The 26,598-nt window shown below is 69.9% G+C and carries 22 protein-coding genes and 8 pseudogenes; 14 read left to right on the top strand and 16 right to left on the bottom strand.

What is annotated here, in order from left to right:
• Positions 1–47: 47 nt before the first annotated feature.
• The 4 genes from ACIOC0_RS16900 to ACIOC0_RS16885 all read right to left on the bottom strand — a co-directional run bounded on the left by ACIOC0_RS16900 (position 48) and on the right by ACIOC0_RS16885 (position 2,237).
• Positions 48–182: a hypothetical protein gene (locus ACIOC0_RS16900; protein ID WP_402155754.1), complete on the bottom strand. Its 135-nt coding sequence runs from the start codon at positions 180–182 to the stop codon at positions 48–50.
• A 27-nt stretch (positions 183–209) separates the two neighbouring features.
• Positions 210–608, bottom strand: a complete 399-nt coding sequence (locus ACIOC0_RS16895) for a hypothetical protein (protein ID WP_402155753.1) — start codon at positions 606–608, stop codon at positions 210–212.
• Positions 609–1,620: 1,012 nt separating this feature from the next.
• Positions 1,621–1,998, bottom strand: coding sequence for a fic family toxin-antitoxin system, toxin component (locus tag ACIOC0_RS16890; protein WP_402155962.1), 378 nt, complete (start codon positions 1,996–1,998; stop codon positions 1,621–1,623).
• Complete coding sequence (locus ACIOC0_RS16885; RefSeq protein ID WP_402155752.1) at positions 1,998–2,237, bottom strand: hypothetical protein; 240 nt, start codon at positions 2,235–2,237, stop codon at positions 1,998–2,000. Before ACIOC0_RS16885 ends, ACIOC0_RS16890 begins: the two co-directional genes overlap by 1 nt.
• Positions 2,238–2,398: 161 nt before the next feature.
• Between ACIOC0_RS16885 and ACIOC0_RS16880 the strand changes: the two are divergent.
• Together ACIOC0_RS16880 and ACIOC0_RS16875 are read left to right on the top strand one after the other, a co-directional pair.
• Positions 2,399–2,605, top strand: a pseudogene (locus ACIOC0_RS16880) (hypothetical protein); the annotation flags it as partial.
• A gap of 315 nt (positions 2,606–2,920) precedes the next feature.
• A pseudogene (locus tag ACIOC0_RS16875) lies at positions 2,921–3,230 on the top strand (transposase); the annotation flags it as partial.
• Between the two features lie 153 nt (positions 3,231–3,383).
• Here the strand turns inward: ACIOC0_RS16875 and ACIOC0_RS16870 are convergent.
• The 4 genes and pseudogenes from ACIOC0_RS16870 to ACIOC0_RS16855 form a co-directional block, all read right to left on the bottom strand.
• Complete coding sequence (locus ACIOC0_RS16870; RefSeq protein ID WP_402155751.1) at positions 3,384–3,983, bottom strand: GPP34 family phosphoprotein; 600 nt, start codon at positions 3,981–3,983, stop codon at positions 3,384–3,386.
• 261 nt (positions 3,984–4,244) lie between these two features.
• On the bottom strand, positions 4,245–4,667 hold the full coding sequence (locus ACIOC0_RS16865) for a hypothetical protein (RefSeq protein ID WP_402155750.1): 423 nt from the start codon (positions 4,665–4,667) through the stop codon (positions 4,245–4,247).
• 469 nt (positions 4,668–5,136) lie between these two features.
• Positions 5,137–5,576 (bottom strand): annotated as a pseudogene (locus tag ACIOC0_RS16860) (VOC family protein); the annotation flags it as partial.
• 309 nt (positions 5,577–5,885) lie between these two features.
• Entirely contained in the window at positions 5,886–6,434 is a 549-nt protein-coding gene (locus ACIOC0_RS16855) for a hypothetical protein (protein WP_402155749.1), read from the bottom strand.
• 1,288 nt (positions 6,435–7,722) lie between these two features.
• Between ACIOC0_RS16855 and ACIOC0_RS16850 the strand changes: the two genes are divergently transcribed.
• On the top strand, positions 7,723–9,033 hold the full coding sequence (locus ACIOC0_RS16850; RefSeq protein ID WP_402155748.1) for a PP2C family protein-serine/threonine phosphatase: 1,311 nt from the start codon (positions 7,723–7,725) through the stop codon (positions 9,031–9,033).
• Between the two features lie 439 nt (positions 9,034–9,472).
• Here ACIOC0_RS16850 and ACIOC0_RS16845 read toward each other — a convergent pair whose 3' ends face one another.
• Entirely contained in the window at positions 9,473–9,844 is a 372-nt protein-coding gene (locus tag ACIOC0_RS16845; RefSeq protein ID WP_402155747.1) for a neutral zinc metallopeptidase, read from the bottom strand.
• Positions 9,845–9,998: 154 nt separating this feature from the next.
• Between ACIOC0_RS16845 and ACIOC0_RS16840 the strand changes: the two are divergent.
• From ACIOC0_RS16840 to ACIOC0_RS16825, 4 genes and pseudogenes are all read left to right on the top strand, one after another.
• A pseudogene (locus ACIOC0_RS16840) lies at positions 9,999–10,155 on the top strand (MFS transporter); the annotation flags it as partial.
• A gap of 219 nt (positions 10,156–10,374) precedes the next feature.
• Positions 10,375–13,770, top strand: coding sequence for a hypothetical protein (locus tag ACIOC0_RS16835; protein ID WP_402155746.1), 3,396 nt, complete (start codon positions 10,375–10,377; stop codon positions 13,768–13,770).
• A 131-nt stretch (positions 13,771–13,901) separates the two neighbouring features.
• On the top strand, positions 13,902–14,564 hold the full coding sequence (locus ACIOC0_RS16830) for a hypothetical protein (RefSeq protein ID WP_402155745.1): 663 nt from the start codon (positions 13,902–13,904) through the stop codon (positions 14,562–14,564).
• 143 nt (positions 14,565–14,707) lie between these two features.
• On the top strand, positions 14,708–14,929 hold the full coding sequence (locus tag ACIOC0_RS16825; protein ID WP_402155744.1) for a hypothetical protein: 222 nt from the start codon (positions 14,708–14,710) through the stop codon (positions 14,927–14,929).
• 67 nt (positions 14,930–14,996) lie between these two features.
• On the opposite strand, the gene ACIOC0_RS16820 is transcribed toward ACIOC0_RS16825, so the two are convergent.
• Entirely contained in the window at positions 14,997–15,614 is a 618-nt protein-coding gene (locus tag ACIOC0_RS16820) for an SMI1/KNR4 family protein (RefSeq protein ID WP_402155961.1), read from the bottom strand.
• A gap of 217 nt (positions 15,615–15,831) precedes the next feature.
• Positions 15,832–16,275, bottom strand: coding sequence for a large conductance mechanosensitive channel protein MscL (mscL, locus tag ACIOC0_RS16815; protein ID WP_402155743.1), 444 nt, complete (start codon positions 16,273–16,275; stop codon positions 15,832–15,834).
• 224 nt (positions 16,276–16,499) lie between these two features.
• On the opposite strand from mscL, the pseudogene ACIOC0_RS16810 reads away from it, so the two are divergent.
• From ACIOC0_RS16810 to ACIOC0_RS16800, 3 genes and pseudogenes are all read left to right on the top strand, one after another.
• A pseudogene (locus ACIOC0_RS16810) lies at positions 16,500–16,713 on the top strand (ribonuclease BN); the annotation flags it as partial.
• Positions 16,714–16,783: 70 nt separating this feature from the next.
• The gene (locus ACIOC0_RS16805) at positions 16,784–17,134 is read left to right on the top strand and encodes a hypothetical protein (RefSeq protein WP_402155742.1); all 351 of its coding nucleotides are present in this window, start codon (positions 16,784–16,786) and stop codon (positions 17,132–17,134) included.
• Positions 17,135–17,764: 630 nt separating this feature from the next.
• Positions 17,765–18,960: pseudogene (locus ACIOC0_RS16800) on the top strand (IS110 family transposase).
• Between the two features lie 27 nt (positions 18,961–18,987).
• Here ACIOC0_RS16800 and ACIOC0_RS16795 read toward each other — a convergent pair.
• The 3 genes from ACIOC0_RS16795 to ACIOC0_RS16785 all read right to left on the bottom strand — a co-directional run bounded on the left by ACIOC0_RS16795 (position 18,988) and on the right by ACIOC0_RS16785 (position 20,431).
• Positions 18,988–19,275, bottom strand: coding sequence for a hypothetical protein (locus tag ACIOC0_RS16795; protein WP_402155741.1), 288 nt, complete (start codon positions 19,273–19,275; stop codon positions 18,988–18,990).
• Positions 19,276–19,416: 141 nt separating this feature from the next.
• Positions 19,417–19,725, bottom strand: a complete 309-nt coding sequence (locus ACIOC0_RS16790) for a hypothetical protein (RefSeq protein WP_402155740.1) — start codon at positions 19,723–19,725, stop codon at positions 19,417–19,419.
• A 301-nt stretch (positions 19,726–20,026) separates the two neighbouring features.
• On the bottom strand, positions 20,027–20,431 hold the full coding sequence (locus ACIOC0_RS16785) for a hypothetical protein (protein WP_402155739.1): 405 nt from the start codon (positions 20,429–20,431) through the stop codon (positions 20,027–20,029).
• 592 nt (positions 20,432–21,023) lie between these two features.
• Here ACIOC0_RS16785 and ACIOC0_RS16780 point away from each other — a divergent pair.
• A pseudogene (locus tag ACIOC0_RS16780) lies at positions 21,024–21,134 on the top strand (transposase family protein); the annotation flags it as partial.
• 249 nt (positions 21,135–21,383) lie between these two features.
• Here ACIOC0_RS16780 and ACIOC0_RS16775 read toward each other — a convergent pair.
• Both ACIOC0_RS16775 and ACIOC0_RS16770 read right to left on the bottom strand, forming a co-directional pair.
• On the bottom strand, positions 21,384–22,355 hold the full coding sequence (locus tag ACIOC0_RS16775) for an alpha/beta hydrolase (RefSeq protein ID WP_402155738.1): 972 nt from the start codon (positions 22,353–22,355) through the stop codon (positions 21,384–21,386).
• Positions 22,356–22,519: 164 nt separating this feature from the next.
• Positions 22,520–22,709: pseudogene (locus ACIOC0_RS16770) on the bottom strand (IS630 family transposase); the annotation flags it as partial.
• Between the two features lie 633 nt (positions 22,710–23,342).
• Here ACIOC0_RS16770 and ACIOC0_RS16765 point away from each other — a divergent pair.
• The 3 genes from ACIOC0_RS16765 (at position 23,343) to ACIOC0_RS16755 (ending at position 26,299) form a co-directional block, all read left to right on the top strand.
• On the top strand, positions 23,343–24,812 hold the full coding sequence (locus ACIOC0_RS16765; RefSeq protein WP_402155737.1) for a S8 family serine peptidase: 1,470 nt from the start codon (positions 23,343–23,345) through the stop codon (positions 24,810–24,812).
• Positions 24,813–24,898: 86 nt separating this feature from the next.
• Positions 24,899–25,186 (top strand): hypothetical protein, encoded by a 288-nt coding sequence (locus tag ACIOC0_RS16760; protein WP_402155736.1) that lies wholly within the window; start codon positions 24,899–24,901, stop codon positions 25,184–25,186.
• Between the two features lie 114 nt (positions 25,187–25,300).
• Positions 25,301–26,299, top strand: coding sequence for an endonuclease/exonuclease/phosphatase family protein (locus ACIOC0_RS16755; RefSeq protein WP_402155735.1), 999 nt, complete (start codon positions 25,301–25,303; stop codon positions 26,297–26,299).
• The last annotated feature ends 299 nt before the right edge of the window (positions 26,300–26,598 follow it).

The following is a 26,598-nucleotide window of genomic DNA, read 5'->3' as shown; positions in this document are numbered from 1 at the left end:
GGCGTCCTTGTCAGGCTCGACGAAGCCAAAGCAGGCACGCACGGTGGTCACCTCCCCTCGATGTTCGCGGCGTCCGTGCGCAGGCTGGTCCTGCCCGGGAGCGTGGCCGTGGTCTCGCCGCGGTCGTCGCCGGCAGCCGCGGGTGAGCCGTCGCCCTGACGTGCCGGGCTGGATGCCCGCACGGCGCCGACGCTCCCCAGGATGGTCGATCAGGTGAGCTTGAAGAAGAGGGTGTCCTGGGTGTACCAGCCGATGTTCTTCGTGGCGTACTCCCACTCGTTGTGCTCGGCCTCGAGCTTTTCGATCAGCTCCTGCACGTCGTACTGGAAGTCCGCGGCCATCCGGTCCAGGACGGCGCGGTAGGCCTCGGCGGCGGGCTTGGTCCTGGCGAGCGGCAGATGGCCGATGGCGGGGTAACCGTCCACCGGGTGCGGTATGAACGGGAAGCCGTCGGGCAGCCCGCCGTAGAGGTAGCCGTGGGGCAGCAGGTCGGCGGGGACTCCGAGGCGTCGCATCTCGTCGTCGACCAGGCCGAAGAACGTCGAGGGCTTGGAGTAGGTGCCCAGGTGCATCGGGTCGGACGCGTTGTGGTCGATGATGTGCTGCACAGCGCGGTGGTAGGCGTTGCCCGCGCACGGTGCGTCCGAGTCGGCGCGCCCGGCGATGAGGTGGTCAAGGGCGTCGGGGACGGACAGGCCCCAGTCGACGCCCTGGCGGTCAAGGTCGTCCTGGGCGGCCTGCGCCGCCTACCGCATCGACTCGAGACGGCGTAGTCGGTCTGCGCTCAGATTGCCGTTGCTGCCCAGATAGGCCAGGACGTCGGCCTTGTCCGCGGTGGAGTACGCGATGTTGTGACTCATGATCGTCATCGTGCCAAACGGCACTGACATCCGCTGATGCGTGCACCCGGCGCTCTCGCGTGGGCTGGGCGGACCCGCTGGTGTGACCCGCGGCGCCCTGCCGGGCGGCCTGGCCGGGCTGCGGCCACCCGGTGTGGAACCGGTGGCCGGCTCCGCCGCAGGGCGCGACGCCGGTCGGCAGCGCGCGGATCCTGGCCGGGATCCGGCGGTGCGGCGGAGTGCCGCGCGGGGTACCGGCGGCGGGTGACGTACGGTCCCCTTCTCGGCTCGACAGGACGGCCGCGGCCTGCGGTCCCGCACTTCCTTCGCACGTTGCGCGGGACCGCAGTGCCCCAGCTGCGCGGCAGAGGACAGGCATCCACCGCCGCGGCTTCCATGGGCCGGGCGGGTGTGACCGGTGCGCGGGCCGGCGGAATGCCGAATCTCGTGGCGGGACGGGAACATCTGCGGGCCAGGAAGCCGCATAACGACCAATAGGTCACCGGAACCGGACGGCGGGAGCCGGGAGCGTGGAAGGCTGTGTGCCGCCCAGCCCGCTGCACGGCAGGGCGAACTGCCTTGCGGGCCGCGTCACTTTGCGACCAGAGTCCGGGTACCGACAACTTCGCCGGCGGCCCCCGCCAGGACGGAGTCCTGCGCACCATGAGCCATGTCCCCCCTCCCCCGCCGGTCCCCCTGCGGCCGCGTCTGTGTCACCGGCCTGCGCGAGCGGCCTGCGCCCGCCCCCGGGTCCTGGGACTCGGTGGCGTGCCTTGGGACGTCAGGTGGTGGTCGGCCAGGTCCGCAGCAGAGCGGCGATCCTCCCCGCGGTGCAGGCGGGATCGAGGAGCAGGTCCTTCAGGGCGATGGCGTCCTCGCGGCCGGGCTTGACGGAGATCCCGGCGGCTTCCAGGTACATGACGCCAGAAGCGGCGGCGACGGCCATGTTGGAGCGCTCCAGCCAGCGGCACCGGCCCAAGGTGTGCACCAGGGCGGCGGCCTTGGCATAGGGGCCGTCGTAGACGGAGTGCTCGAACAGCTCGGCCCGGTGGCGGGCGACCGCCGAGACCGGGACACCGTAGTCGTCGGGGGCCGGGTCGTCCGCGCCGGCGGCCTCGGCAACCTGCAGGATCCAGGGAACGTCGATATGCAGGTCCATCAAGCCGCGCGCGCTCCCCGGGGCGCCTGCTGGGCCTGTTCGGCCTCGTCGAAGACCGCTTGGTGGTCGGCCAGGAAGCGGGCGGCCGCCCCCACCGCTCGGGCGCGCAGCCCACTGGCGTCGTCCTGCACCAGCCGCGCGAGGTAGTCCCCGATACTCAGTCCAAGGTCGGCGGCGCGCTTCTTCGCGAGTTCCGCGACGTCCTCATCCACGCGGGCGCCCAGCTGTGTCTTCGCCATGCCAGCATGGTAACAGTTGTTACCGAAATAGGGAGCCGCCTCCGTAACGGTTGTCCGCGTGGCGGCGCTGGGGCTTGAAGCGGCGGCCGCGTCGGGGTCGGGTCTCGTTCGGTGACCCTCGATCATGGGCTTCAGCCCTTCCCTGCGGAAGCCCGCAGCCCAAGCCCGGGGCCCACAGCGCGGACATCAACGTCGGCTTCTACACGCAGGTGCTGGGGCTCGGCCTGTCGCCCGACGCCGTGACCGTCAACGGGGCGGTGCACGCCGAGGCCGACTGGTTCCAGGGCAACGCCACCCAGAAGCGGCCGCGTTGCCTGCACCAGGTCGCGGGCGGGGATGCCGGAGGTGATGTGGAGCGGTGGCGGATCGTGGGACGGAGACGCGGTCGTCTTCCCCGAAGTGGTGACCGCCACCGACGCGTTGCGGCTGGCGTCCTTCGCGGGAGCCGCTTCTCGTTCGGGCGGCAGACGCGTGTCGTCGCTGTGGAGGTCGTCCAGTCGGTCACGGTCGGCGCTGGTCACCCAGTAACAGTGCACCGTAGTCCCGGGGCGCAGCTGGATGGGCACGATGGTGCCGGCGGCGGTCTGACGGACCATGTCGTCGAAGAAGGGACGTCGCGGGGCCCGACCGGCGCTCAGGGTCGGGGCTCACGTCCGCTTCCGCGGCTTGAAGTGCCGCATCCACTGCCCCAGGAGCTCGGCTTCGGGTCGGGCATGACGTGCTGGGGCCGCCCGGCGGCCTGGAACGAGGCCGGTGTGTGGGACGGAGCTCCGCCAGGTGCTGCTGAACAAGGCTGCGGGCGAAGGAGCAGCCGGACTGGTCCCGGGCGGTGATCGACTCCTCCCTCGTCAGGGCCGCACGCAGGGGCCCAGAAGCGGACCCAGCCCGGTCGACCGCGCACGACCGGGCAGCAAGCACCACATCCTCACCGACGGCCAGGGCATCCCGCTCGCGGTGTCGCTGACCGGCGGCAACCGCAACGCCGTCACGAAGTGTGCGGGATGGAGCCGAACGCGTACCACTGCCCGAGCCTGTGTTGGCGTGGCCCCGCGAGGTGGCGTCGGCGGAAGTCAAAGGGCATGCATGGCCACGCTCGGCGCTATGCGATCGCTCGCCGTCGGACACGCTGCTGACGGCAGGCTCAGCTCATGGCCCGCGCCAGAGGTTGGTGAAGGCGGCGTTCTCAATGGTCCGCCTCTGGCGTACGGCCTCGAGTTCCATCACCGCGTCGTGGACGGTGGCCAGCACACTCGTCACCGCCTCGTCATCGAGGCCAGCCTCATCGTCGGATCGTTCGTCGTCAATGCCCACGATCGCGGCGAGGGCGGTCAGGACAGGTTCCCTCTCTCTCCAGCGGTCGGCTGCATGGCGGTGTGCGGGCGTGTCCACCGGTTTCAGGCTTTCCGAGAGGAAGGACAACCGGCGGCCTCTCTGCGGCGTCAGCTCACCGCTCTCCTCGAGGGCGGCCTGGTACGCGGCCGAGAGATCCCTGCCCCGGCGCCACAGCCAGTCCTCGATCCGTTCGTAGGGCGCCTGACGAGTGAGCCCTGACGCAGCCTCGCGCATAAACCGATCATCAAGCGCCGACGGTCCACCTGGCACGATGCGGTCGCCGTCCACGGCGGCCGCATCCGCATTGATGAGATCGATCAGCTCTGCTCCCGCGAGTGTGAGGGACAGGTCGCCCTGACCCACGGGTTGATTCCGGTCTATGGCGAGGAGGAACAGGTCTTTCGCCGTGGTCATGAACGGCTCCCCTCGGAGACATCGACAAGTGCGTCTCCAGCGACCGCGCCCCGCCCGCCGCCCGCATCGAAGGCAGCGTCGCCCGAAGCGACGTCGTGATGACGCTCGGCCCAATGAAGTGCTATATCACCCAGCTCGTCCTCGATGGAGTCCGCTTCGGCGGGTCACCATCAGCGGCCGTGGTGCATGCCCCTCACGGCGCCGAGCTGGTCACCCGCATGCTGGGCAGTGCTGACGCGACCCTGGGCAGGAGTGGCGCGACTACGTGGTGTGCAGAGGTTCCCGGAAGGACTTGCGGAACACTGGCCCGGCGAAGGGAATGATCGAGGACATCACCTTTGACTTGAACGAGGTGGGGTGCCGTTCGAGTCTGACGTCGACGCGGGTGCCGTTGTCCGTGGGAGTCATCTGGAACCGCCAGCCCCCTGAGCCGAAAGGCACCGAGTCACGAGTGGTGACGGTGACCCTGTTCGTTGAGGGGTCCCATTCGTAGCGTGCACGCTCCCACGACTTGTCGTTCCCCTCGGTCACCTCCGCCCAGGTGTCACCCCGCTCGTGAACCTGGAAGTGCTCAGCGTCGATGGTCGGCCACTCCTCGACACGGGATGGGCTGAAGTTCGTCAGCACGCCCATCACCTCCTCCGGGCTCATCGAGGAGTTCACGTGGAAGTGTAGGGATGGCATGATCTGCTCCCTGGATCGAGATGGCCATCAGCTGCCGGCGCCTTCGGCGTTCATCTCTCGTGTGCCTGGCTCGCATCGCCGCCGCCGGTCCGCAATGACCGGAACTGCCGATTTCCAGAATGCACCCCTGCCCAGCACTGTGCACCAGCAGGTTCCTGGCACGCACTTGTGTGCTCGCGTCCGTGACCGGAGTGGGTCTCGCGGCGTGAGCAAGGTGTGCACCACCGCAGGCAGGCTGATCACCGCAACCGGCCACGGAGCCCGGTCTGGATCGCAGGAGTGGCATCATCCTGGACGGCCAACGAGCCAGCCCCGCGCCGACCATCACACGACTTCGGCCCCCGTCGGCTCTTCGTCGATCGAGGATGAGCCGCACTGCTGCGGACCTCTCGCCCACCGCAGCGGCGACTCGCTTCACACTCCCACTACGTACGTCCGGGGAGGCAAACGTCGTGTTCGCGGGGTCGAGGCGTCCCGGGAGCCGTGTGGTGACCTCCTGCAGGAGCCGTCCATTGCCGTCCGGGTCGCTGAAGGACAGGAACGAGCTGTGGCTCGTGCGCTGTGGATCCGGCCCTGGCACTCGAGCCTCCGTCCCGGCGTGGTGGAAGATGCCGCCGGCGTGGTGGAACACCGCGCTCGACGCGGCGCCGAGCCTTTCAGCTCATGGTGGGCAGCATCGATGTCGTCCACGATCAGGTGCAGGCCCTGAGCCGAGCCCGGCGTCTGGGACGTGACGGAGGTGCCGAAGATGACCGATGCCGGCGAGCCCGGCGGCGTCGCCTGTAATACACGCAAGGTCTCGTCCGGGGCGACGTCCGCGTCCAGTCTCCAGCCCGATCCCGTGTAGAAGCTCTTGGCCCGGTCGACGTCGGATACCGGCACCACCACCACTTCAAGTTTCATGTCCATGGCTGATACCTCCTGGGTTCGTGCAGGATGCCGCCACGACAGGACTCTTGCGACCGGACCACGGACGACGCCGGGGGTCCGGCCGGCGGCAAGGACCAGGCACGGTCGGCGTCGGAGAAGGTCGGCGGCCGGGATAGCGGGGCGATGATTTGTGCCACGCGCTCGGCCATCCGGCCTTTCGACGCCTGCCTCAGCGCCACCGGACGTGATCATGGGCTGCTGATGGTCGGGCAACGGGCCCGACGCGAACCCGATGCCCATCAGCTGAGTCCCGTGGCGGGCATGGCCGTGGCTGGCGGGCGGGGCGGCTTACGGTCTCTGCCTGACCGTGCCGGTGCCGAGTCGGGTGAGGAGCCAGAAGGTGATTGCGGTGCCGGTGCCGTAGGCGATGTGCGCGCCGAGATCCAGGGCCAGGACCTTTCTGTCGTACTGCCAGATCGGCTTGTAGAGCCCTGCGATCGGCAAGGTGACGTAGTCACCAGCGAACACTGCGGCACCGAACGGCACGCCGAGGACAGGGGAGGGTCTGGGCAGTGATCCGGCCACGATGCCGTAGGCGGCGCCCGCCGCAGAACCATAGGCCCAGTGAGCGACAGTGCTCGTGAGCCAGGCGGACCCATCAGAAAGCCGGCGCTGGGTGAAACCCTCGATCACCCGCTTCGCCACCTGCCCCGGGTCGGGGGCCTTCTCCCAGCCTTCGACCGGCGCGAATTCCCAGGCGAGCGGGCTGTCCCTTCCGCCTGCGCGACGGTACTTCAGGTAGTGGACGGCATCCAGACACACCGTTCCCACTACCCCGGCCAGCAGGCCGGCCGTCACCGCCTCGAGTGGAGTCAGCGGGTTCCTTCGGGAGCGCATGACGCAATCTCCATATCGGTCAGGGCCGAAAGGATGAAGCCCTTCCACACCCGGGCGGCGGCGCAGGGGCATGCAGCCCGCATCGAGTATCCGGCGGCCGACGAACGTCCGCGAGTGCAGGGGGGGAGGAAACCTGCCGCGGGTGTGCTGAGCGCTACTGCGGCAGCCCTCACGGCACCGGGTTGCCCATCTACCGAAACCGCACACCCAGCGCACCCTGCGGTGAAACCCTTCATCACCAAGACGTCGCGGTGCGGACCGGACCCGGCTACCCGGCCCGGCTCCTCGACAGCCCCGGCGTACAGGAGCGCTTCGCCATGGACAGGAACCCCGACGAGTCGCCCACACCCGAGCCACGCCCGTCGAAGCAAGGGCAGCCCCGCCCAGACCTGGAACCGGCCGCCGCTGGTGAACCGGAATGACTCCCGGAGGCGACCTTGCGAACTCGAAAGACGTCGAGGGGTGGCACCGCTCGTTGAGTCGGCGGTCCGTTTCGCCGCGTCTCCCTGCGAACGACGCGTAACACCCGGTCAAGTCACATCGTTGTCGGTGGTCACTCCGTCGCCGGCGAGTGACGAAGCGGTCGAACGCGGCGTCCCGATGCACCCTCGTGGTCACGGGACAGGCGCCGCGGACGGCCGGAAGGCGGCCAGGCTGACCCAACCCGGGTAACAGGTCGCCTTGGGGCTGCCGCCGTGCGCGTCGAGGACGGCGTGACCGTGGTCCGCGGTGTGCGCTATTCGACCTGCGAACGGTTCGGCCCGCTCCGCCCGGTGCCCCCCGGAGCAGGCAGCGCGACGCCACCACCGACGGCCCCACGCCCGCATCGCCAAACGACGCCATCCTCGCCCCGTGCCTGCCCCACCCGACGACAGCACGGCATGATCGGCGAACGGACATGAATACGTGCCGAGCGCCGAGTGCCGGCCGCGGGCTGTGCCCCGCATGAGGGAAGGAGTGGCGTGCCCGTGTCCCTGGTCTCCTGCTGAGGAGACTGACCGTCGTATCGTGCCGGACAAAGCAGACGACACGAGCGGCTGTGCACCGAACCATCGCTGCACTCAGCAGGTCAGCTCCTCCCCTACTGCGGATCCCGGACCACACTCCCAGCAGCTGTCCGCCCCGGGCCACCGGCTGAACTGGCCACGCTGGATTCTTTTCCCGACTCGGAGTCGGGACCGGATCCGCGTGTGAGCTGTTAGGCGCTTTGAGGGGCGGGCATGCCCTATCCGGTGCTCGTTCCTGGGCTTGGCGGGCTCGTTCGTGGGCTTGGCGGGAAGGAGGGGGTATGGACGATTTCGAGGTGGACCAGGTGGTCCAGCGGGCGCTGGACCGGTTGACCCTTTTGGCGGAGACCACCACGGCCATGACGAGCACGCTCGATTCCCGTGCCGCGGTGCAACGGGTGTGCCGGATCCTGGTGCCACAGCTGGCCGACTGGTGCGCGGTCGACCTACTCGATGACGAGGGCCGGCCCCGCAGGGTCAGCGTCGTGCACCGCAATCCCGACATACTGCCGGTCGGCGGCCTGACAGGGCTGCTGCCCGACATCCCGGAAGATCCCGTCGGGCCGCTCTCACGCGCACTCATCGGTGCCGGACCCCTGCTGCTGACCCCAGGAGACATCCCCAGACCCGACGAGGCCGCCGACCCGCTACACGCCCGCCAGCTCGAGCTGTTCGACCAGCTCGGCACCCACACCGCTGTGGTCGCCCCCGTACGCGCCCGCCGGCAAGTCCTCGGGGCCTTGACCATCGCCCGCTCCGCCGACCGCGCCCCCCTCACAGACGACGACCTCGCCATGGTGGAGGACCTGACCCACCGCATCGCTCTGGGCGTGGACAACGCGCGGCTGCACCGCGAGACCCAGCACATCGCCGAACGCCTCCAGCGCTCCCTTTTGCCCGCCCTCCCCAAAACAGGTCCATTGCAGATGGCCGTGCGCTACGCACCCGCCGCCGCCACCGCCGAAGTCGGCGGCGACTGGTACGACAGCTTCCCCCTGCCCAACGGAAGCACCACCATGATCATGGGCGACGTCACCGGCCACGATCTACGCGCCGCCATCACCATGAGCCAGCTGCGCAACATGCTGCGCGGCATCGGCTGCGACCGCCAAGAACCCCCAGGGCACATCCTGCGCCGGCTCGACCTCGCACACGGCGTTCTCTATCCGCAGGCCACAGCGACGTGCCTGTACGCCCTCCTCGACCAGGACGACGACGGAGGCTGGACGCTCACCTACTCCAGCGCCGGCCACCCACCACCCCTGCTGGTCACCCACGAAGGCGACACCCACTACCTCCAAGGCGGCCGCGGTCTCCTGCTCGGGGTCGACCCCAGCCTCCCGCGCCACCACGCCACCGAAACGCTGCCCGCCCGTTCCACCCTGCTCATGTACACGGATGGCCTCATCGAACGCCGTGGCGAAGACCTCACCCACGGCATGACCCGCCTACGACAACACGCCGCCGCCCTTGCCCGCGAAGACCTCGACACCTTCTGCGACGAACTCATCGCAGGCATGGCCACCGACCACGCCGACGACATCGCGCTCCTTGTCGCACGAACCCCCACCAAACCACAGCGCCCCGCATGACCCCGACAGGCAGGCAGGGACCGGCGCCCGGCCGCTGGCCGGGCGCGGTCGACGGGAGGGCGAGCCCGAGCAGGGGGCGCAGGCCCGAATCGATCACCTGCGTGACCTGCTGTTGGACAGCGGAGTCCTGCCACGCCTCGACCGACAGCTCATCCTCTACCAGCGGTGGCTGACCGAACGGTTCGCCACCATCGAGGAGCCCGAACCACCGTCAGCTTCTCCGGCACTTCGCCACCTGGCACCAGATGCGGCGCCTGCGGGCAAAGGCAGAGAAGGCACCGCTGGGACGCTCCCAGACCAACCACACCAAGCAGGAAGTCGCCCAGGCAGGTGCCTTCCTGGCATGGCTCGCCAGCCAAGGACGTACCTCGGGCAGTGCCAGCAGGCCGACATCGACGCCCGGCACACTGAGAGCCTGGCCACCCGCCGTCCGTCCCGGTCATTCCTGCGGTGGTGCATGAGGACCGGCCGGATGCCCCGCCTCACGCTGCCGCCCGCCGTCATCACCCAGGACCCGGAACCGCTGCACCAGCACCGCCGGCTCGCGATGCTCCGCCGCGTCCTCAATGACGCCTCCTTGCCCCTGCGGGCCAGGGTCGCCGCCGCGCTCGTTCTCCTCTGTGCGCAGCCCGTCAGCCGCATCGTTCGCCTCACCAACGTCGGCTGAGCAGTAGAAGGGGCCGACGTCGGAAGTCGCGTTCCCGCAGCCGGTGTTCACACTGCCGGTGAACAGGAACGTGGGGGCCTGCTGGTAGGGCTTGCCGGCGGCTGTCTCCGTCTGCTTCCAGAATGCCTGCACGCTGTCGACCACGGCGACGATCCGGCACTCCTCCTTGCGGTTGGCGTCGGCCTCGGTCCGGCAGTCCGCCGCGAAGTCGCGGCAGACTGCCGGACGAGGACGTGTCGCTGCTGCCCGAGCCGAACATGCCGGGGTCGACACCCAAGAGCACGGACGCGACCAGCTCTCGCTGCAGGTCACGCTCGGCCAGGACTACCCTGCCCTCCCGGGTCGGCACCGCCGGCGGGATCACCCTGGGGCTGACGGTCAGGGTCGGCGGCCTCGTCGACGCCACATCCCTGCAGACCGCCCTCGCGCCTCTCGTGGCGATGCCGGTGCTGAGCCGGCCGACGGCGAGGAGGACCTCACGGGCGTGATCGACCTGCTGACCCGCTGACCGACGGCCCCCCTGCCCGTCCTGCCCGCCCTGCCCGCCCGACGCGGAATCCACCCCCTTGCGGACGGGTGCCGCAGCGGGCGGAGCCCGTCCAACTCCCGTGCAATCGGCATTCGTCAGCGCTTATTCGATCGCGTGGAGGAATCCCGCCCGGCAGAATCGGCGCATGCCGACCACCGCGGACCGACTGCTCTCCGCTCTCGAGCCGCTGCCGTTCCCCGCGCGGCTGTCCCTGACGGCGCGCACAGCGCGCGAACTCGCGGACGACGGGACGCTCGCCCCGCTGCTGGCCGAGCTGGACGGGCGGGGACCGTACGAGCGGCGGCTCGCGGCGTTGGCGGCGCTCGTCGGACGGGACGCGCGGTACCTCGCGGAGCGGCTGGCCGACGCGGACCCCGTCGTCGCCGGGTACGCACGCCGCGCCGCACGGGACCTGCCCGTGCCGGACGGTGCGCTGGAGGCGGCGTACGACGACGCACCGGCTGTGCTGAGGCAGCGACTGGCTCGTCTGCTCGCCGTGGGAGGCCGCAGCGCGCTCGCCGAGCGGATGGTGGCGCGACTGCGCGCACAGTGGGGCGACGCCGAGGCCGCACGGCTGCTCCCCGCCTGCTCAGCCCCCTTCATCACACGGGAGTTGCCGGGTCTGGCACACGCCGTCGAGGGCTGGACGCGGCTCGCGCGCCGCCATCCCGACCCGGTTCTGGACCACGCCGAGCAGACCCTGGCCGACCGGGCCGGCGCACAACAGCGCGACGACTGGTGGCGCCTGAACGCCACCACGGTCGCGGCACTGGCGCCGCTGCGTCCCGAGCGGGTGCTGACCCTGATGGAGCGGCACGGCCCCGGCAGTCCGCCGTCGGCGCTGAACAACGGACTCGGCCCCCTGGCCGCCGCCGACCCCGCACGCCTGATCCGTTGGATCACGTCACCCGACCGCCAGGAACAGCGCCACGAACCGATACCGCCGTCCGCGGTGCTGCACAGGCTCGCGCGGGCCGACCTCGCGTCGCTGACCGCCCTGGCCCGCCACTGGGCTCACCGCGGCGGCCACTTCACCGCGCTGGTGAAGGCCGTCGCGCCCGGTCTGCGCCCCGCGCTCGTGGACGCGGTCACCGCCCAGGGAACCCGCGGGAACCCGGCATTGAGCGTCCTTGACCTCCTGCCGCGCGAGCGCCGCTGGGCGGAAGTGCGCCGGGCGGCGGCCGAGTTCGACGGCAGCGACTACTGGTGGGGCGACCTGGACACCCTCGCCCACGGCCCGCTCGACGAGGCGCGTCCCGCGCTCCTCGCCGGGATCGGACGGTCCCACGCCGACGACCGGGCCATCGCCTGGCCGTTGTTCGTCGCGTGCGCCGCACGGGACGGCGGCCGGGCGGCGATGACCGAGCTGCTCACCGCGGCGAGCCGCCGTCTGCGCAACGAGCGCGATCCGGTACGCGCCGAGGCGCTCCGCGCACTGGCCGAGACGCACCCGCGGCTCCTCGGCCCCGACGACGCCCCGTCGCTGGACGCGATCGCGGCGGACGCGCTGGAGGCACGGGACGCTTCGGCCGACACCCTGACGGCGCTGCGCACCCTCGCCGTGCGGGTGCTCGTCGAACACGCCGCGGACGAGGCGCCGCCCCTGCGGGAGTGGGCGCTGCGCACCCTGGAGCGCATCGTGAGCCGGGTCGGCGTGCCCGACTTCGGCCCGCTCCACCGCGACCTGCGGCGGGGCCAGGAACACCAGATCCTCCGGGCCCTGCGTCCCCGGCTCGACGCCGGGGCCGCCCGCGCCGACTTCCGGCTGCTGCTGGGCCTGGCCGCAGCGCTGGGACCACGCGCCCGAGGGCTGCCCGAACTGCAGGAGCGGCTGGCCGCGGCCCTCGAACGCGGTGACGACGAGACGTTCCGGGAGGCGGCCCGGCTGTGGCTGGCGGCGCCGGCCACCCGAGACGAGCGGGCCGCCGAAATCGTCGCGCTCGAGCCGTCGTCGGTCGTCCTCCCCCCGGTGCTGCGGGTGCTGAGCCGGCGGCGGACGGACCTGCTGGACGCGTTGCTCGACGCGTCACCGCCCCACGGCCGCTTCCTGGTGAAGGGGGCCCGGCGCCCGCTGCCGGACCTCGCCGACGGCGACCGCTGGCTGCCCCGCCAGCAGGGGGCGGCGGTCCGGCTGGCCGCGGAGGCGGTCGCGGACGGTTCCCTCTCTCTCGACGAGCGGGCCGCCCTGATCCGGGCGGCCGCCCCGGTGCCCAACTTCGGGCAGGCGCTGGCGCTCGCGCACACCGACGACCCGGAAGTGGTCGTCGCCGAGGCGGCGCTCGCCGCGCTGCCCCTGACCGACCGGCCGCACGACGCCCTGCCGGTGCTGCTGGAGCACGCCGGCGGCGACCGCGCCCGAGTCGCCGTGTACGCGGCATCCCGCGCCGCCCGTTTCACCGCCCCGTCCGAACTCGGCGTCGCGCTGGGTGCGTTGCTCACCGGAGAGCGACCCGCGAAGGTGACCTCCCGCAAGGAGGCCGTACGGCTGGCCGCGCGCTTCCTGCCGCCCCGGCGGGCCGTGTCCCTGCTGTTGGACGCCTTCCGCGCCCCGGACCGCCACCCGGACGTGCGGGCTGCCGTCGTTCGCGCACTGCCGCCGCTGCTCGGCGAGCCGGACGCCTGGCGGCTGCTCGACGATGTCGCACGTGACGACGCCCTCCCCGTGCACATGGCTCTTCTGGGCGTCACCCCCTGGGAGTTGGCGCAGACGCACCGCCGCGCCTATGCCGACGTGATCGTCGCGGCGTACGACCCGTGCCTCGCGCTCACGGAGGGCTTCGGGGGCGGCTACGCCCTGCTGCGCGCGATGGGCGTGTGGTGCCGCTACTCGTCCGACCTGGCCGTTCGGATCTCCCGTACGGTCTGCGACCTCGGCGAGCGTACCCACTGGCAGTGCGCGGGGTGGGTGCTGCGCGATCTGGCCGCGTCCGATCTCGCGCACCCCGTGGGAGGCGCCGCGCCGGGCAGCGTGTACCACGCGGCGGTGGCCGAGCTGATGGCCGCGATGCACACGGCTCAGGGCGGCTGCGACGCACTGGAGGGCCGGGACCTGCCGGCGCTGCAGCGGCTGCGGACCCTGACGTCGTTCGGCTATGTGGCCGGAGTGCGGACCGAGTTGCTCGAAGCGGTCGCGCGACAGCTGGCGCCGGAGCCCCTCCTGGCTATGGAAAGAGCCTATCTTCTGGGCCAGTTGGCCGATCATGTCGTGGACCCCGACGAACTGCTCGCACGGCTGCGGGACCTCGCGGACGCGCTCGAGGGCGCGGGGGTGACCGTCGCAACGCACACGACCGGCCGGTTGCGGACGTCGGCGGCGCATCGCGCGCTGCCTCGTCACACCGAGGCCCTGCTGGCCGCGGCCGATCTGTTCGCCCGCGACGGGAGCGCCGCGAAGGGCCTGCTGGCGGTCGGCGTCGTGCAGGGCACGGGCCCCGCGCTCGGCTGGCCCGAACAGTGGCGTGCGCTGCTGCGTCTGCTGCGCGGCCACACCGACGCCGACGTGCGCCACGAGGCGTACACGACCATGACGGAGAACGAGTGACCGCTGCCGCTCTCCCCGGCAGTCATGGCCCTTCGCCGCGCGGGCGTCCTGGACGGCGGCTGCCCGCCTGACAGGCCGGGGGAACCCGGGGGCGCGCGTGCCTCTCTGACAGGCTGAAAGGGGGACGTCACATGACGATCATGACTCGGTACGCGCCCGTGGCGGCGCTGCTCGCCTGCTGCTGTCTGCCGCTGACAGCCTGCGGGACGGAACGCCCGGGGACGCACACGGCGGCCACGGCCGGCTCGGGAGCCGCGGCGGCCACAGGGGGATCCGGAGCGTCGGCGGCGGACGGGACGAGCGACGACGGTCAGGAAGAGCTGCCCGACACCACGAGCGACGACCAGGGCACCCTCCCCGACACCACGAGCGACGACCAGGGCACCCTCCCCGACACCACCAGCGACGACCAGAGCACCCTCCCCGACACCACCAGCGATCGGGATGCCGACGATCCTCCCGAGGGCGACACCACGGACGACGGCGAAGGAGTGCCTACGAGTGGTCCCCACCGCTGGTACCCGATGCTGCGCGAGTTCCGCGCGTACCTCACATCGGGCGCCACGAAGGCGGACGCCGCCGTCGCCGCCCACGTGACGAGCGTGCACGTTCGCGTGCCCGCGGGCAACGCCCGCAGCGTGGCCGTGGTCCGCGTCGACTACGGAGTGGGAGAACAGAAGCAGGCAGACCGTACCGCCGAGGTCTTCGCGCGCTGGCGGCGTTCCCTCTACGGCGATCATGGTCACGTGGAGGTGCTGGGCCCGGCGAAGACCACCGCCGAGAAGGACTGGTGACCGGCGGCCGCCGGGAGCGCGGCTCACCCTGATCAGCGAGTCCGACCATGGAGACGATCCGATGAAGCGCCGCAACCTGCTGCGTGGCGGGCTCGCCGCCGGCCTCACCGCTCCGGCGTTCGCCGCCCGGGCAGATGGCCGGGATGACCGCGATCGTCTTGCACGACCTGGCTGGCCGCCGGGAGTCCCGCGCCTGGTACTTCACCGCAGCCAGGGCCGTCGCCGAATCCGGCGACGGCCAGCTGCACGCATGGGTCCTCGCCCGGAAGGCGATGGTCCCGCTCAACCACGGCGGTGCCACAACCATCGGCACTGCCACGACACTACGCGCCGACGGCTTCGAAACCACGAAGCAACTGGGCTGACTCACCCGGCGTCGACCCTCACAGGCCGCTGCTTCCCGCTCCCCCGGCCAGGAAGCAGCGGCCTCGCTCAGCCGACCGGCGTTGGATCGCCTCCCTCGGCATCCGGGAACCACGAGCGGCCCTGGGCCCAGTGAGTCACCCAGCCCGTGAAGCCAGGAATGCCGGGCATCAGGGCGTCGGACGACTGGGAGCCGAAGGGCATCGCGCCCTCGTCGGCGATCTGCCAGACGTGACCGCGCTGCGAACCGGTGACGATCAAGTGCCAATACATGCCGCAGCCGTCGGTGCCCAGCAGCAGTGAGCCGTGATCGAACACGGCGTCCGTACGAGCCTCGAACTCCTGCTCCGACAGTGCCTCCTCGTCACCCTCCTCCTCCCACAGCCACGCCGTCGTGAGCGGAAAGGGCTCGGCAAGCAGGCGCTCGGGGCGATCCGAACCCCAGTCCGGGGGTGTTTGCGCGAGGGGCAGCAGACCGTAGTAGGGCGGTCCGGCGCGCAGCCCATCGCATATCTCCGCCACGAACGTGCGGTACGGCTCCGGGAGCACGATGCCGTGCTCCGCCTCGAAGGACCGCACCGCCTCCCAACCGGCTGGCGGCGCCGCCTCGGGACGGGACGCGAAGATCTCGCGGAGGACGGCCAACTCGGCCGGGTCGCATGTTTCCGTGTTCATGCCGGTCATCATGCAAGATCCGAAAGAAACGGCCCAGCCGCCGGGGCCGGGCAAGTGAGTCCTGCTGCTCAATGTCAGCGACGTCAGGTCTCGTCGGCGAGCGCTGCCGCCGTAGCGCCGGCCGTGAAGCCACTCAGTCGGTTCGGTCTCGGACGCCGTCGGTAGCCACGGTCACCACGGACGTGCCCGCGTCGGGCCCGGCACCCCAGGCCGGCCCATGGAGGTCGGGTCACCCGGCGCGCTGGGTTGTCTCCCCGGCCTGAGCGGGTACGGCGGGCAGGGAGACGGTGCAGGAGGCGCAGCGTCGGGCCTGGGCGGGTACGGGGCTGAGGCATTCGGGGCAGTCCCGTTTGGGGGCCTGGACGTCGTGGTGCGGGGCGAGGCGTTCGTGGAGCTTGTTGATCGGGAGCACGACCAGAAAGTACAGGGCGCCGGCGAGGAGAAGGAAGCTGATCGCCGCGTTGATGAAGGCACCGTAGGGGAACTCGGTGGCGCCCAGGGTGAAGGTCTTGCGGCTCATGTCGCCGGTGGCGCCGGTGGCCAGCCCGACGATCGGTGTCAGGAAGGCCCTGACAAAGCCGTTCACCACGGCGGTGAACGCTGCCCCGATGACGATGCCGACGGCCAGGTCGACCACGTTGCCGCGCAGGATGAAGCTGCGGAAGCCCTTCACCTTCTCACCCCTAAGAGGCTGTTGACGTCGACGGGCGGCACCGAAAGCGCGGTCAGCCCATCCCTTTCGCCTCGGATGCCCTGCCACCCCGCCCCCCATGCCGTCTCCGCCGCGCGGGGGTCAGCGGCCGGCGAGCATCGGGCCGGCCGGGGCAGAGAGTGTCTGGTGAGCGTGGGGGCAGGGGGCGGCGGCAGTGGTTGTGGGAATGCGCATCCGGCGCAGGAGAGACCTGCGGCACAATGGCCGGCGTCAATCGTCTTCCTGGTCTGGCCGGCGATCACCGACCTGGCCATCCTGGTGGGCCTGGAGTTCGACGCGGAGACCGTACGGCAGCGGGCCATCGCCGACGGGCATCCGCCGGAAGCCGAGCCCCCCACCCAGCCCCGCGACACCCGGAAGCGGGATGGGGAGGGCCGACGCCGCCTGGACGACGTGTGAACCGCCGCCGTGGGTGTAGGTCGTCGCCATCCACGAGGACGACCTGGCTGCGAGGCCGAAGCACCTCACCATGACGGAAGCGGCCTCCGTCCCGATGGTCGGCCTGACCGCCTGGCAGGCGTTGATCGAAATCGGCGGCCTGAAGAAGGGGCAGAAGGTCTTCATTCAGGCGGCCGCTCTCGTCGGTGAGGGCGAGGAAGTGCAGGCCGTGGTGGCGATGTTTGCCGGAGTAGTTCTTGCGGTCGGCCTTCCCGGTGCAGCGCTGGGTGGGGATGAGGGTGCCGTCAATCAGGACCACCTCCCCGCCCTGCTTGACGATCTTCTTGAGGACATGGTCCAGGCGCGGGGCCTGTGTGGCGAGCAGTCCGATCGCCTCGTCGCGCCGGCGTCCCGGCGAACGCGGCGGCATCGCCGATCTTGACCCGGCGGGGAATCGCAGGAAAGTGCATGCGGGGGAACCTCTCAATGTCGTACTTGCCGCCTACTGGACCACGTGCCGCTACGGCACATGCAAACCCCACGGCCGCAGGCTCGCCCCGCGCTCCCGCACCATCAAGGGGCGTACGGATCGCTGCACGGGCAGAGAAAACGTCCCGGATGAGCTGACTTGGGAACAGAACAGGGGTGGGGAATTCAGTCAATGAGTGCCATGAGGGCGGCGGCATCCCTGGTCACAGGCGAGTGGTGAACCGGCCGTCGGGCAGTTTCCGAAGCCGGCCGCGGTCGGCCAGCCTGACCAGCTTCCCGCGCAACGGCTCCAGTCTGGCCCGCACGCTGACGTCCACCCCGTTATGTTTTCCGCGGTCCTGCAAGAGGGCCGCTGGCCTCCGGGCCCGGCATGACTGTTGCCCCCTGTCGAACGGATGACCTGGGGGGGGGGTCGTGTCACCGGGCCCGGGAGGTGCCGTCGGAGACGCTGATGAGAGGTCCGGCCACTGCCCGGTCCGGCGCAATGCCGGACAGCTCGCGGGCGGCAGGTCTGCATAACGTGGATGCGCGCGCACGACACCCATGCCGAGGCCGGCACGTTCAACTCGCCTGGAGGGGCGCGATGTTCGACACCGAAGACGTGGGCGTGTTCCTCGGCCTGGACGTCGGCAAGACAGCCCATCACGGCCACGGACTCACACCTCGGCCGGGAAGAAGGTCCTCGACAAGCAGCTACCCAACAGCGAGCCGAGACTGCGGGCCGTGTTCGACAAGCTGACCGCGAAGTTCGGCACCGTCCTTGTGATCGTCGACCAGCCCGCCTCGATCGGCGCTCTCCCGCTGGCCGTGGCCCGGGACGCGGGCTGCAAGGTCGCCTACCTGCCCGGCCTGGCGATGCGCCGGATCGCCAGGCCGGGCGAGGCCAAGACCGACGCGAAGGACGCTGCGGTCATCGCGGACGCGGCCCGCACCCTGCGCTCGCTGGAACTGACCGACGAGATCACCGCCGAACTGACCGTGCTCGTCGGCTTCGACCAGGACCTCGCCGCCGAGGCCACCCGCACGTCCAACCGGATACGCGGCCTGCTCTCCCAGTTCCACCCCAGCCTGGAGCGTGTCCTGGGCCCCCGCCTCGACCACCAGGCCGTCACCTGGCTTCTTGAACGCTACGGCTCCCCGGCCGCGCTGCGAAAGGCCGGCCGCCGCAGACTCGTCGAACTCATCCGGCCCAAGGCCCCGCGCATGGCCCAGCGGCTGATCGACGACATCTTCGACGCGCTCGACGAGCAGACCGTCGTCGTGCCCGGGACCGGCACCCTCGACATCGTGGTGCCCTCCCTGGCCCGCTCGCTCGCGGCCGTGCAGGAACAGCGCCGGGCCCTGGAAGCCCAGATCAACGCCCTGCTGGAGGCCCACCCTCTTTCCCCGGTCCTGACGTCGATGCCCGGCGTCGGCGTCAGGACCGCCGCCGTCCTGCTGGTCACCGTCGGCGACGGCACCGGCTTCCCCACCGCTGCTCACCTCGCCTCCTACGCCGGCCTCGCCCCCACCACGAAGTCGTCCGGGACCTCGATCCACGGCGAACACGCACCCCGAGGCGGCAACCGCCAGCCCAAACGCGCCATGTTCCTCTCCGCCTTCGCCTGCATGAACGCCGACCCGGCCTCCCGCACCTACTACGACCGGCAAAGAGCCCGTGGCAAAACCCACACCCAGGCGCTTCTCCGCCTCGCCCGCCAACGCATCAGCGTGCTGTTCGCCATGCTCCGCGACGGCACCTTCTACCAGCCCCGCGTCCCCCAAGCTGCGGCTGCATGAACCAGCCCACGGGCAGGTCGGTTGAGGTCAACAGCCGGTGCCGTCTGTCCACGCCGAGATCTCTGCGGCACCCCGCCGGACAGCTTCTTCCTGGTCCCGGGCGAGCTTCCCGCAGGCCGCAGCGACATCCGGCACACCGTCCGGTCCCACGAGGGCATCGTGCACCCCGGTCTGCAGCCAGTCAGCCTGGTTGCCGTCAGCCTCGACAACCGCGAGAGCGATGAGCCTCACCGCGGCCGCCGTCCCCATTCGGGCCAGGGCCTCTGCCGTCTGCCGCGTCACCGCAGTGTCCCCGGCATCCAGCAGCAGCCCCACCAGCACTTCCGCAGCCGCAGGAACACCAGCGAAGGAAGCAAGGTCACGCCCAGCGCGAGCACGTTGCGTCCACGAAGGAGACGACGCCTCAGCCAAGGCCGACTCCAACCCCCCCATCATCTCTGGCACGACCAGACAGTCTCATGCCCCACGAAGAAGATCGAACCTCGAGCCAAACCTGACCACACGCTTGACGAAGAACATAGAGGCACCCCCCAGCACCTCGCCGACCTGCCGAGCCATGACCGGCCCGGCAGCCTCCCGCACGACGGCCAGGACGCGCTGGTAGTCCGGCGGGAGCATCGTCTCCTCGCGCCGGACGTGCGGTGCGGGATCGGATCGCAGAAGGCCGTCCGCCCGCCGCGAGCAGGAACCGGCAAGCCGCCCGCTGACGGACGATCTAGAGTGCTGACTCCCGCCGCCGACCAGCACGAGCACGAGCACGAGCACCCAGGAACACGGTCACACCAGCCCTGCTGACCAGCGATTTCGGCGGAGGCTCAGTGCGCTCCGGCCGGTCTGCCGTATTGCCGAACCTGTGCGCGAGACAGTCACACGATGGGGACGACGGGTTGGACTCCACGCACGCGAGCGCGAAAGACTGCGGCAACAGGGCCTCCTGGCGCTTGGTTTGGTTCGCACCCCCGGGCTACCAAGAGGCCCTGCTGTCATGCGCAGACTCTCGCGCGATCACCCGATCAGGAACCCTGTTCGAACAGGCCAACCCCGTGATCGATAAGCGGATGGCGTCTCAGGCTGTGAATGTGAAGTCGCCAGCCCAGATGGAGATCTCACTGTTCCCAGTAAAGACACTTGCGATGACAGATGCACCTTCGGGCAGGTTTCCAGTGCCCCAACCCGAGCAGTACGGTGAGCTGTGGCCGAACGTGTCGACGGAGTGCTTGTCAGCCTGGTTGAGCTGGGCTGAGAGTCCTGCCCCGTCCGCGTTGTAGTCGCAGACCCTCAGGGCATCACCGGGGTTCGAGCCATTCGGGTCGGCACTCCACTCGACTGTGCCGAAGTAATGGCCGTTGCGATAGACATTCTTGCTCACAATCCCGGACGCGGCCTCGGCGTTGGCCGGGATTGCAATTGCTGAGACCACGATTGTCGCAGCGGCCGCGCAGCTCAGTCGCCCGATTATCCTCTTGAGCATGATTTCCCCTGTGGAGGATGACGAATTACAGAAGCTCGAACGTTACAAGATCACCGAGCACCCCTGCAAGTGATACAGCAGTTACTCCGGATGAGAGGATAGTTTCGGCCAACTGAGCATTCCCCAAGGAGCCGGGTGCGCAGGTTCGAGTCAGGAGCGGGCCAGACCCTGGATCAGGCCTATAGCCACGGCCGCGCCGCCCGTCCGGTCGGTCGAACCCTCAGCCGGCTGCCGCCCTCCGGGTAGTGGCCGGTGCTGCGCCACCCGTTCCGCGCGGGCGAATTCGTCGAGCGCGTCAACGGCATCGTCGTGAGCTCAGAGACTGGACGCGGCGGTGACCTGCCGTTCCCGATACAGCGGAGCGGAGCGGGGTGTACCGCCGCATGGCAGCTGCGGCCGTCGCATGCACCGCCCCGTTGCAGTGGCCCCGCCCTTACTCAGCACCCCACCAACGAAAACACCCCGACCTGACATGCTGTCACTGAGCCTCTTTCATCCAGTACTGGCGGGTGAAAGAGGCTGGTCAGAGAGTGCGGTGACGAGACAGGGCCCCTCGTCGTTGGCGTAGTGATTCCACTCGGCACACCGGCGATTCTCTCAGCTCGGAGCCGGTTTCGGGATATCCCAGGCCACCGCCTGGCGATACGTCGACGAGGCCTTGGACGTACTGGCCTCCTGGGCGCCCGGCCTGCACGAAGCCCTCAAACCAAGCGCCGTTCGGCCATGCGGCGGACCGGCCGGGGGCGCACTGCGTGCTACGTCTCCGACATGACGGAGGCCGAGTGGCAGGTCATCCGGGCGGTGCTGCCGGTTCCGGCCTGGCTGGAGGTCCGGGGCGGGCGGCCTGAGGGCCTTGACCCCGTGTCCAGGACTCGGGGTCAAGGCCCAAGCCCGACCTCTACGGTCGGCCGCAGGAGGCTCTCATCCGCCTCACGGCGTACTGCGACACGCTTCAGGGGTGCAGTGCTCGTTGCAGCGCCTCGATGGCGAGTGTGCGCGCGACCGTGGTTGCCTTGGAGTCGCGGAGGCTGTCGAGCATCAGGAAGTCGTGGACCATTCCCAGCACTCGGACCGCGGTGACGTCCACTCCTGCCTCGCGGAGCTTGGCGGCGTAGGCCTCGCCTTCGTCACGCAGTACGTCGGCTTCGTCGGTGATGACCAGTGTGGTGGGAAGGCCACGGAGCTGCTCGGTGTCGGCCTGCAGCGGCGAGGCATAGATTTCGGTGCGCTGCTTGGGGTCCGAGGTGTAGGCGTCCCAGAACCACTTCATCCCGTCGCGAGTGAGGTAGTAGCCGTCGGCGAACTGCTGGTAGGACGGAGTGTCGAAGTTCGCGTCGGTGACGGGGTACAGCAGCACCTGGGCAGCCAGCTGCACGTCTCCGCGTTCCTTGGCCATCAGCGCGAAGACCGTCGACATGTTGCCGCCCACCGAATCGCCGCAGACCGCCATCCGTGAGGCATCGAGGTTCTGTTCCCCGCCGTTTTGGAGGATCCACTTCCCGACCGCGTAGTTCTGCTCGATCTGAGTCGGGTACTTCGCCTCGGGGGCCCTGTCGTAGACGGGGAAGACAACCGCGGCGTTCGCTCCGACCGCCAGTTCGCGGATCAGCCGGTCGTGCGTCTTCTCGTCGCCGAACACCCATCCGGCGCCGTGGATGTACAGGACCACCGGGAGGGTTTTCATCGTTCCCCGGGGGCGGATGATACGCGTGCGGACGTTGCCGTACTGTCCGGCGTCGATGGTCACCCAGTCCTCGTCCACCGCCGGCTTGGCCACCCCTTTCCCTTCCTGGAGACCATCGAGGATCTCGCGGCCGTTCTCCGGCGGGACCTCGTAGATGCGCGGGTGTGGCGACGTGGCCTCCGTCAGCTCCCGGGCAGAGGGCTCCAGGACTGGGGGTGCAACGGATCGAGAAGCGGGCATGGTGCGCCTCCTGCCTCAGATGTAGCGGTACGTGTGGCTGGCCCACCCAGCTCCCATCGTCTCCCGGCAGCGCATCGGTGCAACCGCGGGACAGGGCGTGAAGCCCAGGTCACGTTGGGTCGTCGGGGTTGCACCATGACGCGGATCCACGGCCGGGGCCCGGACTGGTCTTCGCCCGGGTCGTAGGCGGCGAACAGGTGCCTCACCCCGTGGGGGCGGGTGTAGGTCGCCCGCCGTCTCGGCCTGGGCTCGCGCAGCTGGTTCCTGTGCCTGCCGCCGCGCTCGGTCCACTGACTGCCCCCGGGTGGGGCTGGAGGTTGAGCGGCCCGAACTCGTGCTACAGAACAGGACTTCGCTGACCGCCCGCTGCCGCCCGCACAGCAGCCGACACATCGCCACAGGGCGAACGTGGCTTGATGCGGCACTGGCTACTTGCGGTCCACGGGCCGCAGCACCAGGGTCCGCACGAGCATCCCGGTACGCCGCTCCGGACCAGCGGACGTACTCGGCCGCACCGCCTCGATCACATGCGAGGCCGCGCCGTCCTGTTGACGGAGGCACCGGGTCAGAGAAGCGCTCTTCAGTTTCGCGGCACACCACCTCGCGGCACCGACGTGCCGCACACCCATGTGGTCAGGGCCTCCACACCCAACCCGCCCGGCGCACTTCGTCTTCGCGAGCCGCGCGTTGTCGGATCGCATTGTCGGGCAGGGAGCCGCCGTCCGCCTCCCTGAAGAGCTTAAAAGGTGAATCACCTTCTTTTGTGCGACATTGATGTTTTGTGGGGGCAATCGGATTCGCGACGTGTGGCGTCCGGCGTGCCGTCCCGAACGAGGGCTGCTGAACGCCGTCCCGATCGAGGGCTGCGGAACACGGTACGCGCACGACGCCGACTGCTGTGCAGCACATATCCCCAGGTGGAACGAGGTGACCGATGTGAACGCGTCATATCCGAACGGAAGCCCGAGATTCCTCAGCAAGCCGAAGATGCCGAAGCTGGAAAACGGCCTGCCCAGCATCGTCTATGCGCAGGCCTCACCCCGCTCGATCGGAGGGACCTCGCTCTTCGAAGCCGGAGCCGCCACCGCGCGTACAGCGCAGTCGGTCCAGTCTGAGGTCCGCGTGGTGGAGCAGGCAGCGCAGCAACTGCGTGCGGCCGGCTTCACGGTGTTCCGTGAGGCCGGGCGCGGCCGAGGCGGCCCGGCCGAACTCGCGCCGGAGGCGACACTCAACATATCCGGGCCTCCCGACCTTTACGAGCGTGCCTTTCACTGCTCGCTGCAGCCCGAGGAGCGACCGGTGCTCAAGGAGCACCAGAGGGAAGATCTCGCCACGTTCGTGGAATGCCCCCAGACCGACATGCCGGGGTTCATCGACACGGCGGACACCGACTTCGCCAACGTCCTGGAGGGGGTCGCCCTCGAAGAGCCCCGATTCTTCTTCGCCACCGCGCTGGCACCGACCGCGGACTACTGGCACCTGGACGTCCCGGGCGACGTATCGCTGGGCTGCAATGCCGACCAGGCCCATCGCGGCGGCGTCACCGGCAAGAACGTCAAGGTGGTCATGACCGACTCGGGCCACTTCGCGCACCCGTTCTTCTCGGCACGCGGCTACCGGGTGAGGCCCGTGGAGTTGGGGCCGGGCGCCACCGCGCCGGCCGACGACGAGAGCGGGCACGGCACCGCCGAATCCGCCAACATCTTCGCCGTCGCGCCGGACGTGGACTTCACGATGGTCAAGATGAGCTTCTTCAACTCCATCGGGGCGTTCAACAGGGCCGTGGCGCTGAACCCGCACGTGATCAGCAACAGTTGGGGCTCGAGCAGGCGGCGCCTCAGTGAAGTCAGCGCTGCGGACCAGGCGCTGGCCGCCGCAATCGCCGTGGCCGTCGCCGGCGGCATCACCGTGGTCTTCTCCGCGGGCAACGGCCATTTCGGCTTTCCCGGCCAGCACCCCGACGTCATCTCCGCGGGTGGGGTCTTCATGTCGCCCGAGGGAGCCCTGAGCGCATCGGACTACTCCAGCGGCTTCGCCAGTGAGATCTTCCTCGGCCGCAATTCGCCCGACCTGTGCGGTCTCGTCGGCATGCGGCCCAAGGCCGCCTACATCATGCTTCCGGTCCAGCCGAACGACGACATCGACCGCGACCTCGCCGGGAACAACCATCCCGACGGCGACGAGACGCTGGCCGACGACGGCTGGGCGGCCATCAGCGGGACCTCCGCCGCCGCTCCCCAGCTCGCGGGTGTCTGCGCGCTGGTGAAGCAGGTCGCCCCCCAACTGAGCCCGGCTCAGGTCCGGGACGTCCTGCGCAGCACGGCCCGTGATGTCGCCGCAGGCCGCTGCTTCCTCCGTGAGGGCATGGGGCACTTCGCCGTCCCGGGCCCCGACCTGGCGACCGGAACGGGCCTTGTCGACGCACAGGCTGCCGTCACCGCCGCCCGCCAGCAGTAGCGGCCTCCGCCGTGTCCGAGGGCCGCCCGCAGGACCTCTTGTCCGCGCTGGTCATCCTTCGTCCGGATGGGGAAGAGAAGCCCACCGTGGGCGAGCTGACCGCCGACCGCGTCCACGGGCTCGTCCCCTCCCCGGACGTCGTCCGGACAGTCGGTCGCTGGTTCGCAGCACGGGGCTTCGAGGTCGGTGACGCGGTAGGCATCTCTTTCGCACTCACCGGACCGCGTTCCCTGTTCCACGAGACCTTCGGTCTCCCGGAGGACGTCCCTCGACCGGAGGCGCTCAACACCGACGCCCTGCCCGGGGACGTGGCCCGGCACATCAGCGAGATCACCTTCGCCGCGCCCCCGGATTTCGGTCCGGCCCATCCATGAGAACTCCGAAACGCCCGCAGCCCACATCACCGATCCCCACCTCCGCTGCTGTGGACCAGTGGGTGCCGCACCGCGCCGTGTGTCTCGACCACGGCACTACAACGGGAGGAACCTGTGGCACAGATACGGATAGCGACGTTCAACCTGGAGAACTTCGACGAGCCGGCCCCGGACGTGCTCCCGTCGCTGGCCGACCGGATCGCGCTGATGAGGCCTCAGATCACGCGGCTGCGGGCGGACATCGCCTGTTTCCAGGAAGTGCACGGTCAGGAACGTCCCGGCCAGCCGCGTGACCTGCTCGCACTGAAAGAGCTGCTGGCCGGAACCAACCTCGAAGGCGCGTCGCTGACCAGCACCAAGCCCGCGAACGACGCGGTCTTCGACCTGCGCAACCTGGTCATCGCCACCCACCTGCCGGTCGTCAAGCACCAGCAGCTGAAGAACGACCTGGTCAATGAGCCGCGCTACCAACGGCTCACCGCGAAGCCTCCTGACACCGGACCGGTCGCGATCGGCATCGAGCGCCCGATCCTGCACGCGCAGATCGACATCGACCATGCGGCTCCAGGCCGTCTGCTGCACATCATCAACGTGCATCTCAAGTCCAAGCTCCCGAGCGACATCCCCGGGCAACTCACCGGCCCCCACAGGGATGTCTGGAGCAGCGCCGACAGCTGGGCGGAGGGCAGTTTCCTGTCGTCCATGAAGCGCATGAGTCAGGCCCTGGAAGTCAGACGGCTCGTCGACCAGATCCTCGACGACGACCCGGAGGCGCGCGTCATCGTCGCCGGTGACTTCAACGCCGAGCCCGAAGAGGTACCGGTCCTGGCCATCTGCGGCAACGTCGAGGACACCAACAACGGCGACCTCGCCGGCCGGGTCCTGGTCCCCATCGAGCACACGATCCCCAACGAGGCCCGCTACACCCTCTTCCACCACGGCCGGGGCCAGATGATCGACCACATGCTCGTCACCCGCAACCTTCTCGCCCACTACCGCGGCTCGGAGATCCACAACGAGATCCTCCACGACGACTCCATCGCCTTCGCCACCGACATCAAGTATCCCGAGTCCGACCACGCCCCCGTCGTGGCCACCTTCGACTTCGACTGAGGCCACATGGCGGCGGGGACTTGCGGGGCGGAGCGCTGAGCACCCCTCCCCCGGCCGGGCCGATCGCCCTCGCCGGCTCGCATGGACTGCCGGTCGCCGGACAAGGCCCAGGCGGCTTCGCGTGATTCATATGCCGGGACGCACCTGGCCGATCATGGTGGTGCCCGGCGAACGCCCAGCCGCAACCGTCTCGCACAGGACGGTCACCAGGGCTTGGACGGCGGGCGTGGCGCGGCCGGTGGGCAACGCGGGTGAAGGCGTCGACCGGACCGTATCCCGCGGACACTGCCGCCCTGGCA

This window comes from Streptomyces sp. NPDC088254 (assembly GCF_044740925.1).
Classification (GTDB): domain Bacteria; phylum Actinomycetota; class Actinomycetes; order Streptomycetales; family Streptomycetaceae; genus Streptomyces.
This window is presented reverse-complemented; position numbering and strand designations above follow the sequence as displayed.

What these genes read in the sequence shown, in the direction of transcription:
- ACIOC0_RS16765 (WP_402155737.1), top strand. Translation starts at nt 23,343, where the DNA reads ATGCCGAAGCTGGAAAACGGCCTGCCCAGCATCGTCTATGCGCAGGCC.
- ACIOC0_RS16775 (WP_402155738.1), bottom strand. Translation starts at nt 22,355, where the DNA reads ATGCCCGCTTCTCGATCCGTTGCACCCCCAGTCCTGGAGCCCTCTGCC.
- ACIOC0_RS16820 (WP_402155961.1), bottom strand. Translation starts at nt 15,614, where the DNA reads ATGATGACCGGCATGAACACGGAAACATGCGACCCGGCCGAGTTGGCC.
- ACIOC0_RS16830 (WP_402155745.1), top strand. Translation starts at nt 13,902, where the DNA reads ATGACGATCATGACTCGGTACGCGCCCGTGGCGGCGCTGCTCGCCTGC.
- ACIOC0_RS16890 (WP_402155962.1), bottom strand. Translation starts at nt 1,998, where the DNA reads ATGGACCTGCATATCGACGTTCCCTGGATCCTGCAGGTTGCCGAGGCC.
- ACIOC0_RS16855 (WP_402155749.1), bottom strand. Translation starts at nt 6,434, where the DNA reads ATGCGCTCCCGAAGGAACCCGCTGACTCCACTCGAGGCGGTGACGGCC.
- ACIOC0_RS16850 (WP_402155748.1), top strand. Translation starts at nt 7,723, where the DNA reads ATGGACGATTTCGAGGTGGACCAGGTGGTCCAGCGGGCGCTGGACCGG.
- ACIOC0_RS16870 (WP_402155751.1), bottom strand. Translation starts at nt 3,983, where the DNA reads ATGACCACGGCGAAAGACCTGTTCCTCCTCGCCATAGACCGGAATCAA.
- ACIOC0_RS16835 (WP_402155746.1), top strand. Translation starts at nt 10,375, where the DNA reads ATGCCGACCACCGCGGACCGACTGCTCTCCGCTCTCGAGCCGCTGCCG.
- ACIOC0_RS16885 (WP_402155752.1), bottom strand. Translation starts at nt 2,237, where the DNA reads ATGGCGAAGACACAGCTGGGCGCCCGCGTGGATGAGGACGTCGCGGAA.
- ACIOC0_RS16785 (WP_402155739.1), bottom strand. Translation starts at nt 20,431, where the DNA reads ATGCTCAAGAGGATAATCGGGCGACTGAGCTGCGCGGCCGCTGCGACA.
- ACIOC0_RS16825 (WP_402155744.1), top strand. Translation starts at nt 14,708, where the DNA reads ATGACCGCGATCGTCTTGCACGACCTGGCTGGCCGCCGGGAGTCCCGC.
- ACIOC0_RS16805 (WP_402155742.1), top strand. Translation starts at nt 16,784, where the DNA reads ATGACGGAAGCGGCCTCCGTCCCGATGGTCGGCCTGACCGCCTGGCAG.
- ACIOC0_RS16865 (WP_402155750.1), bottom strand. Translation starts at nt 4,667, where the DNA reads ATGCCATCCCTACACTTCCACGTGAACTCCTCGATGAGCCCGGAGGAG.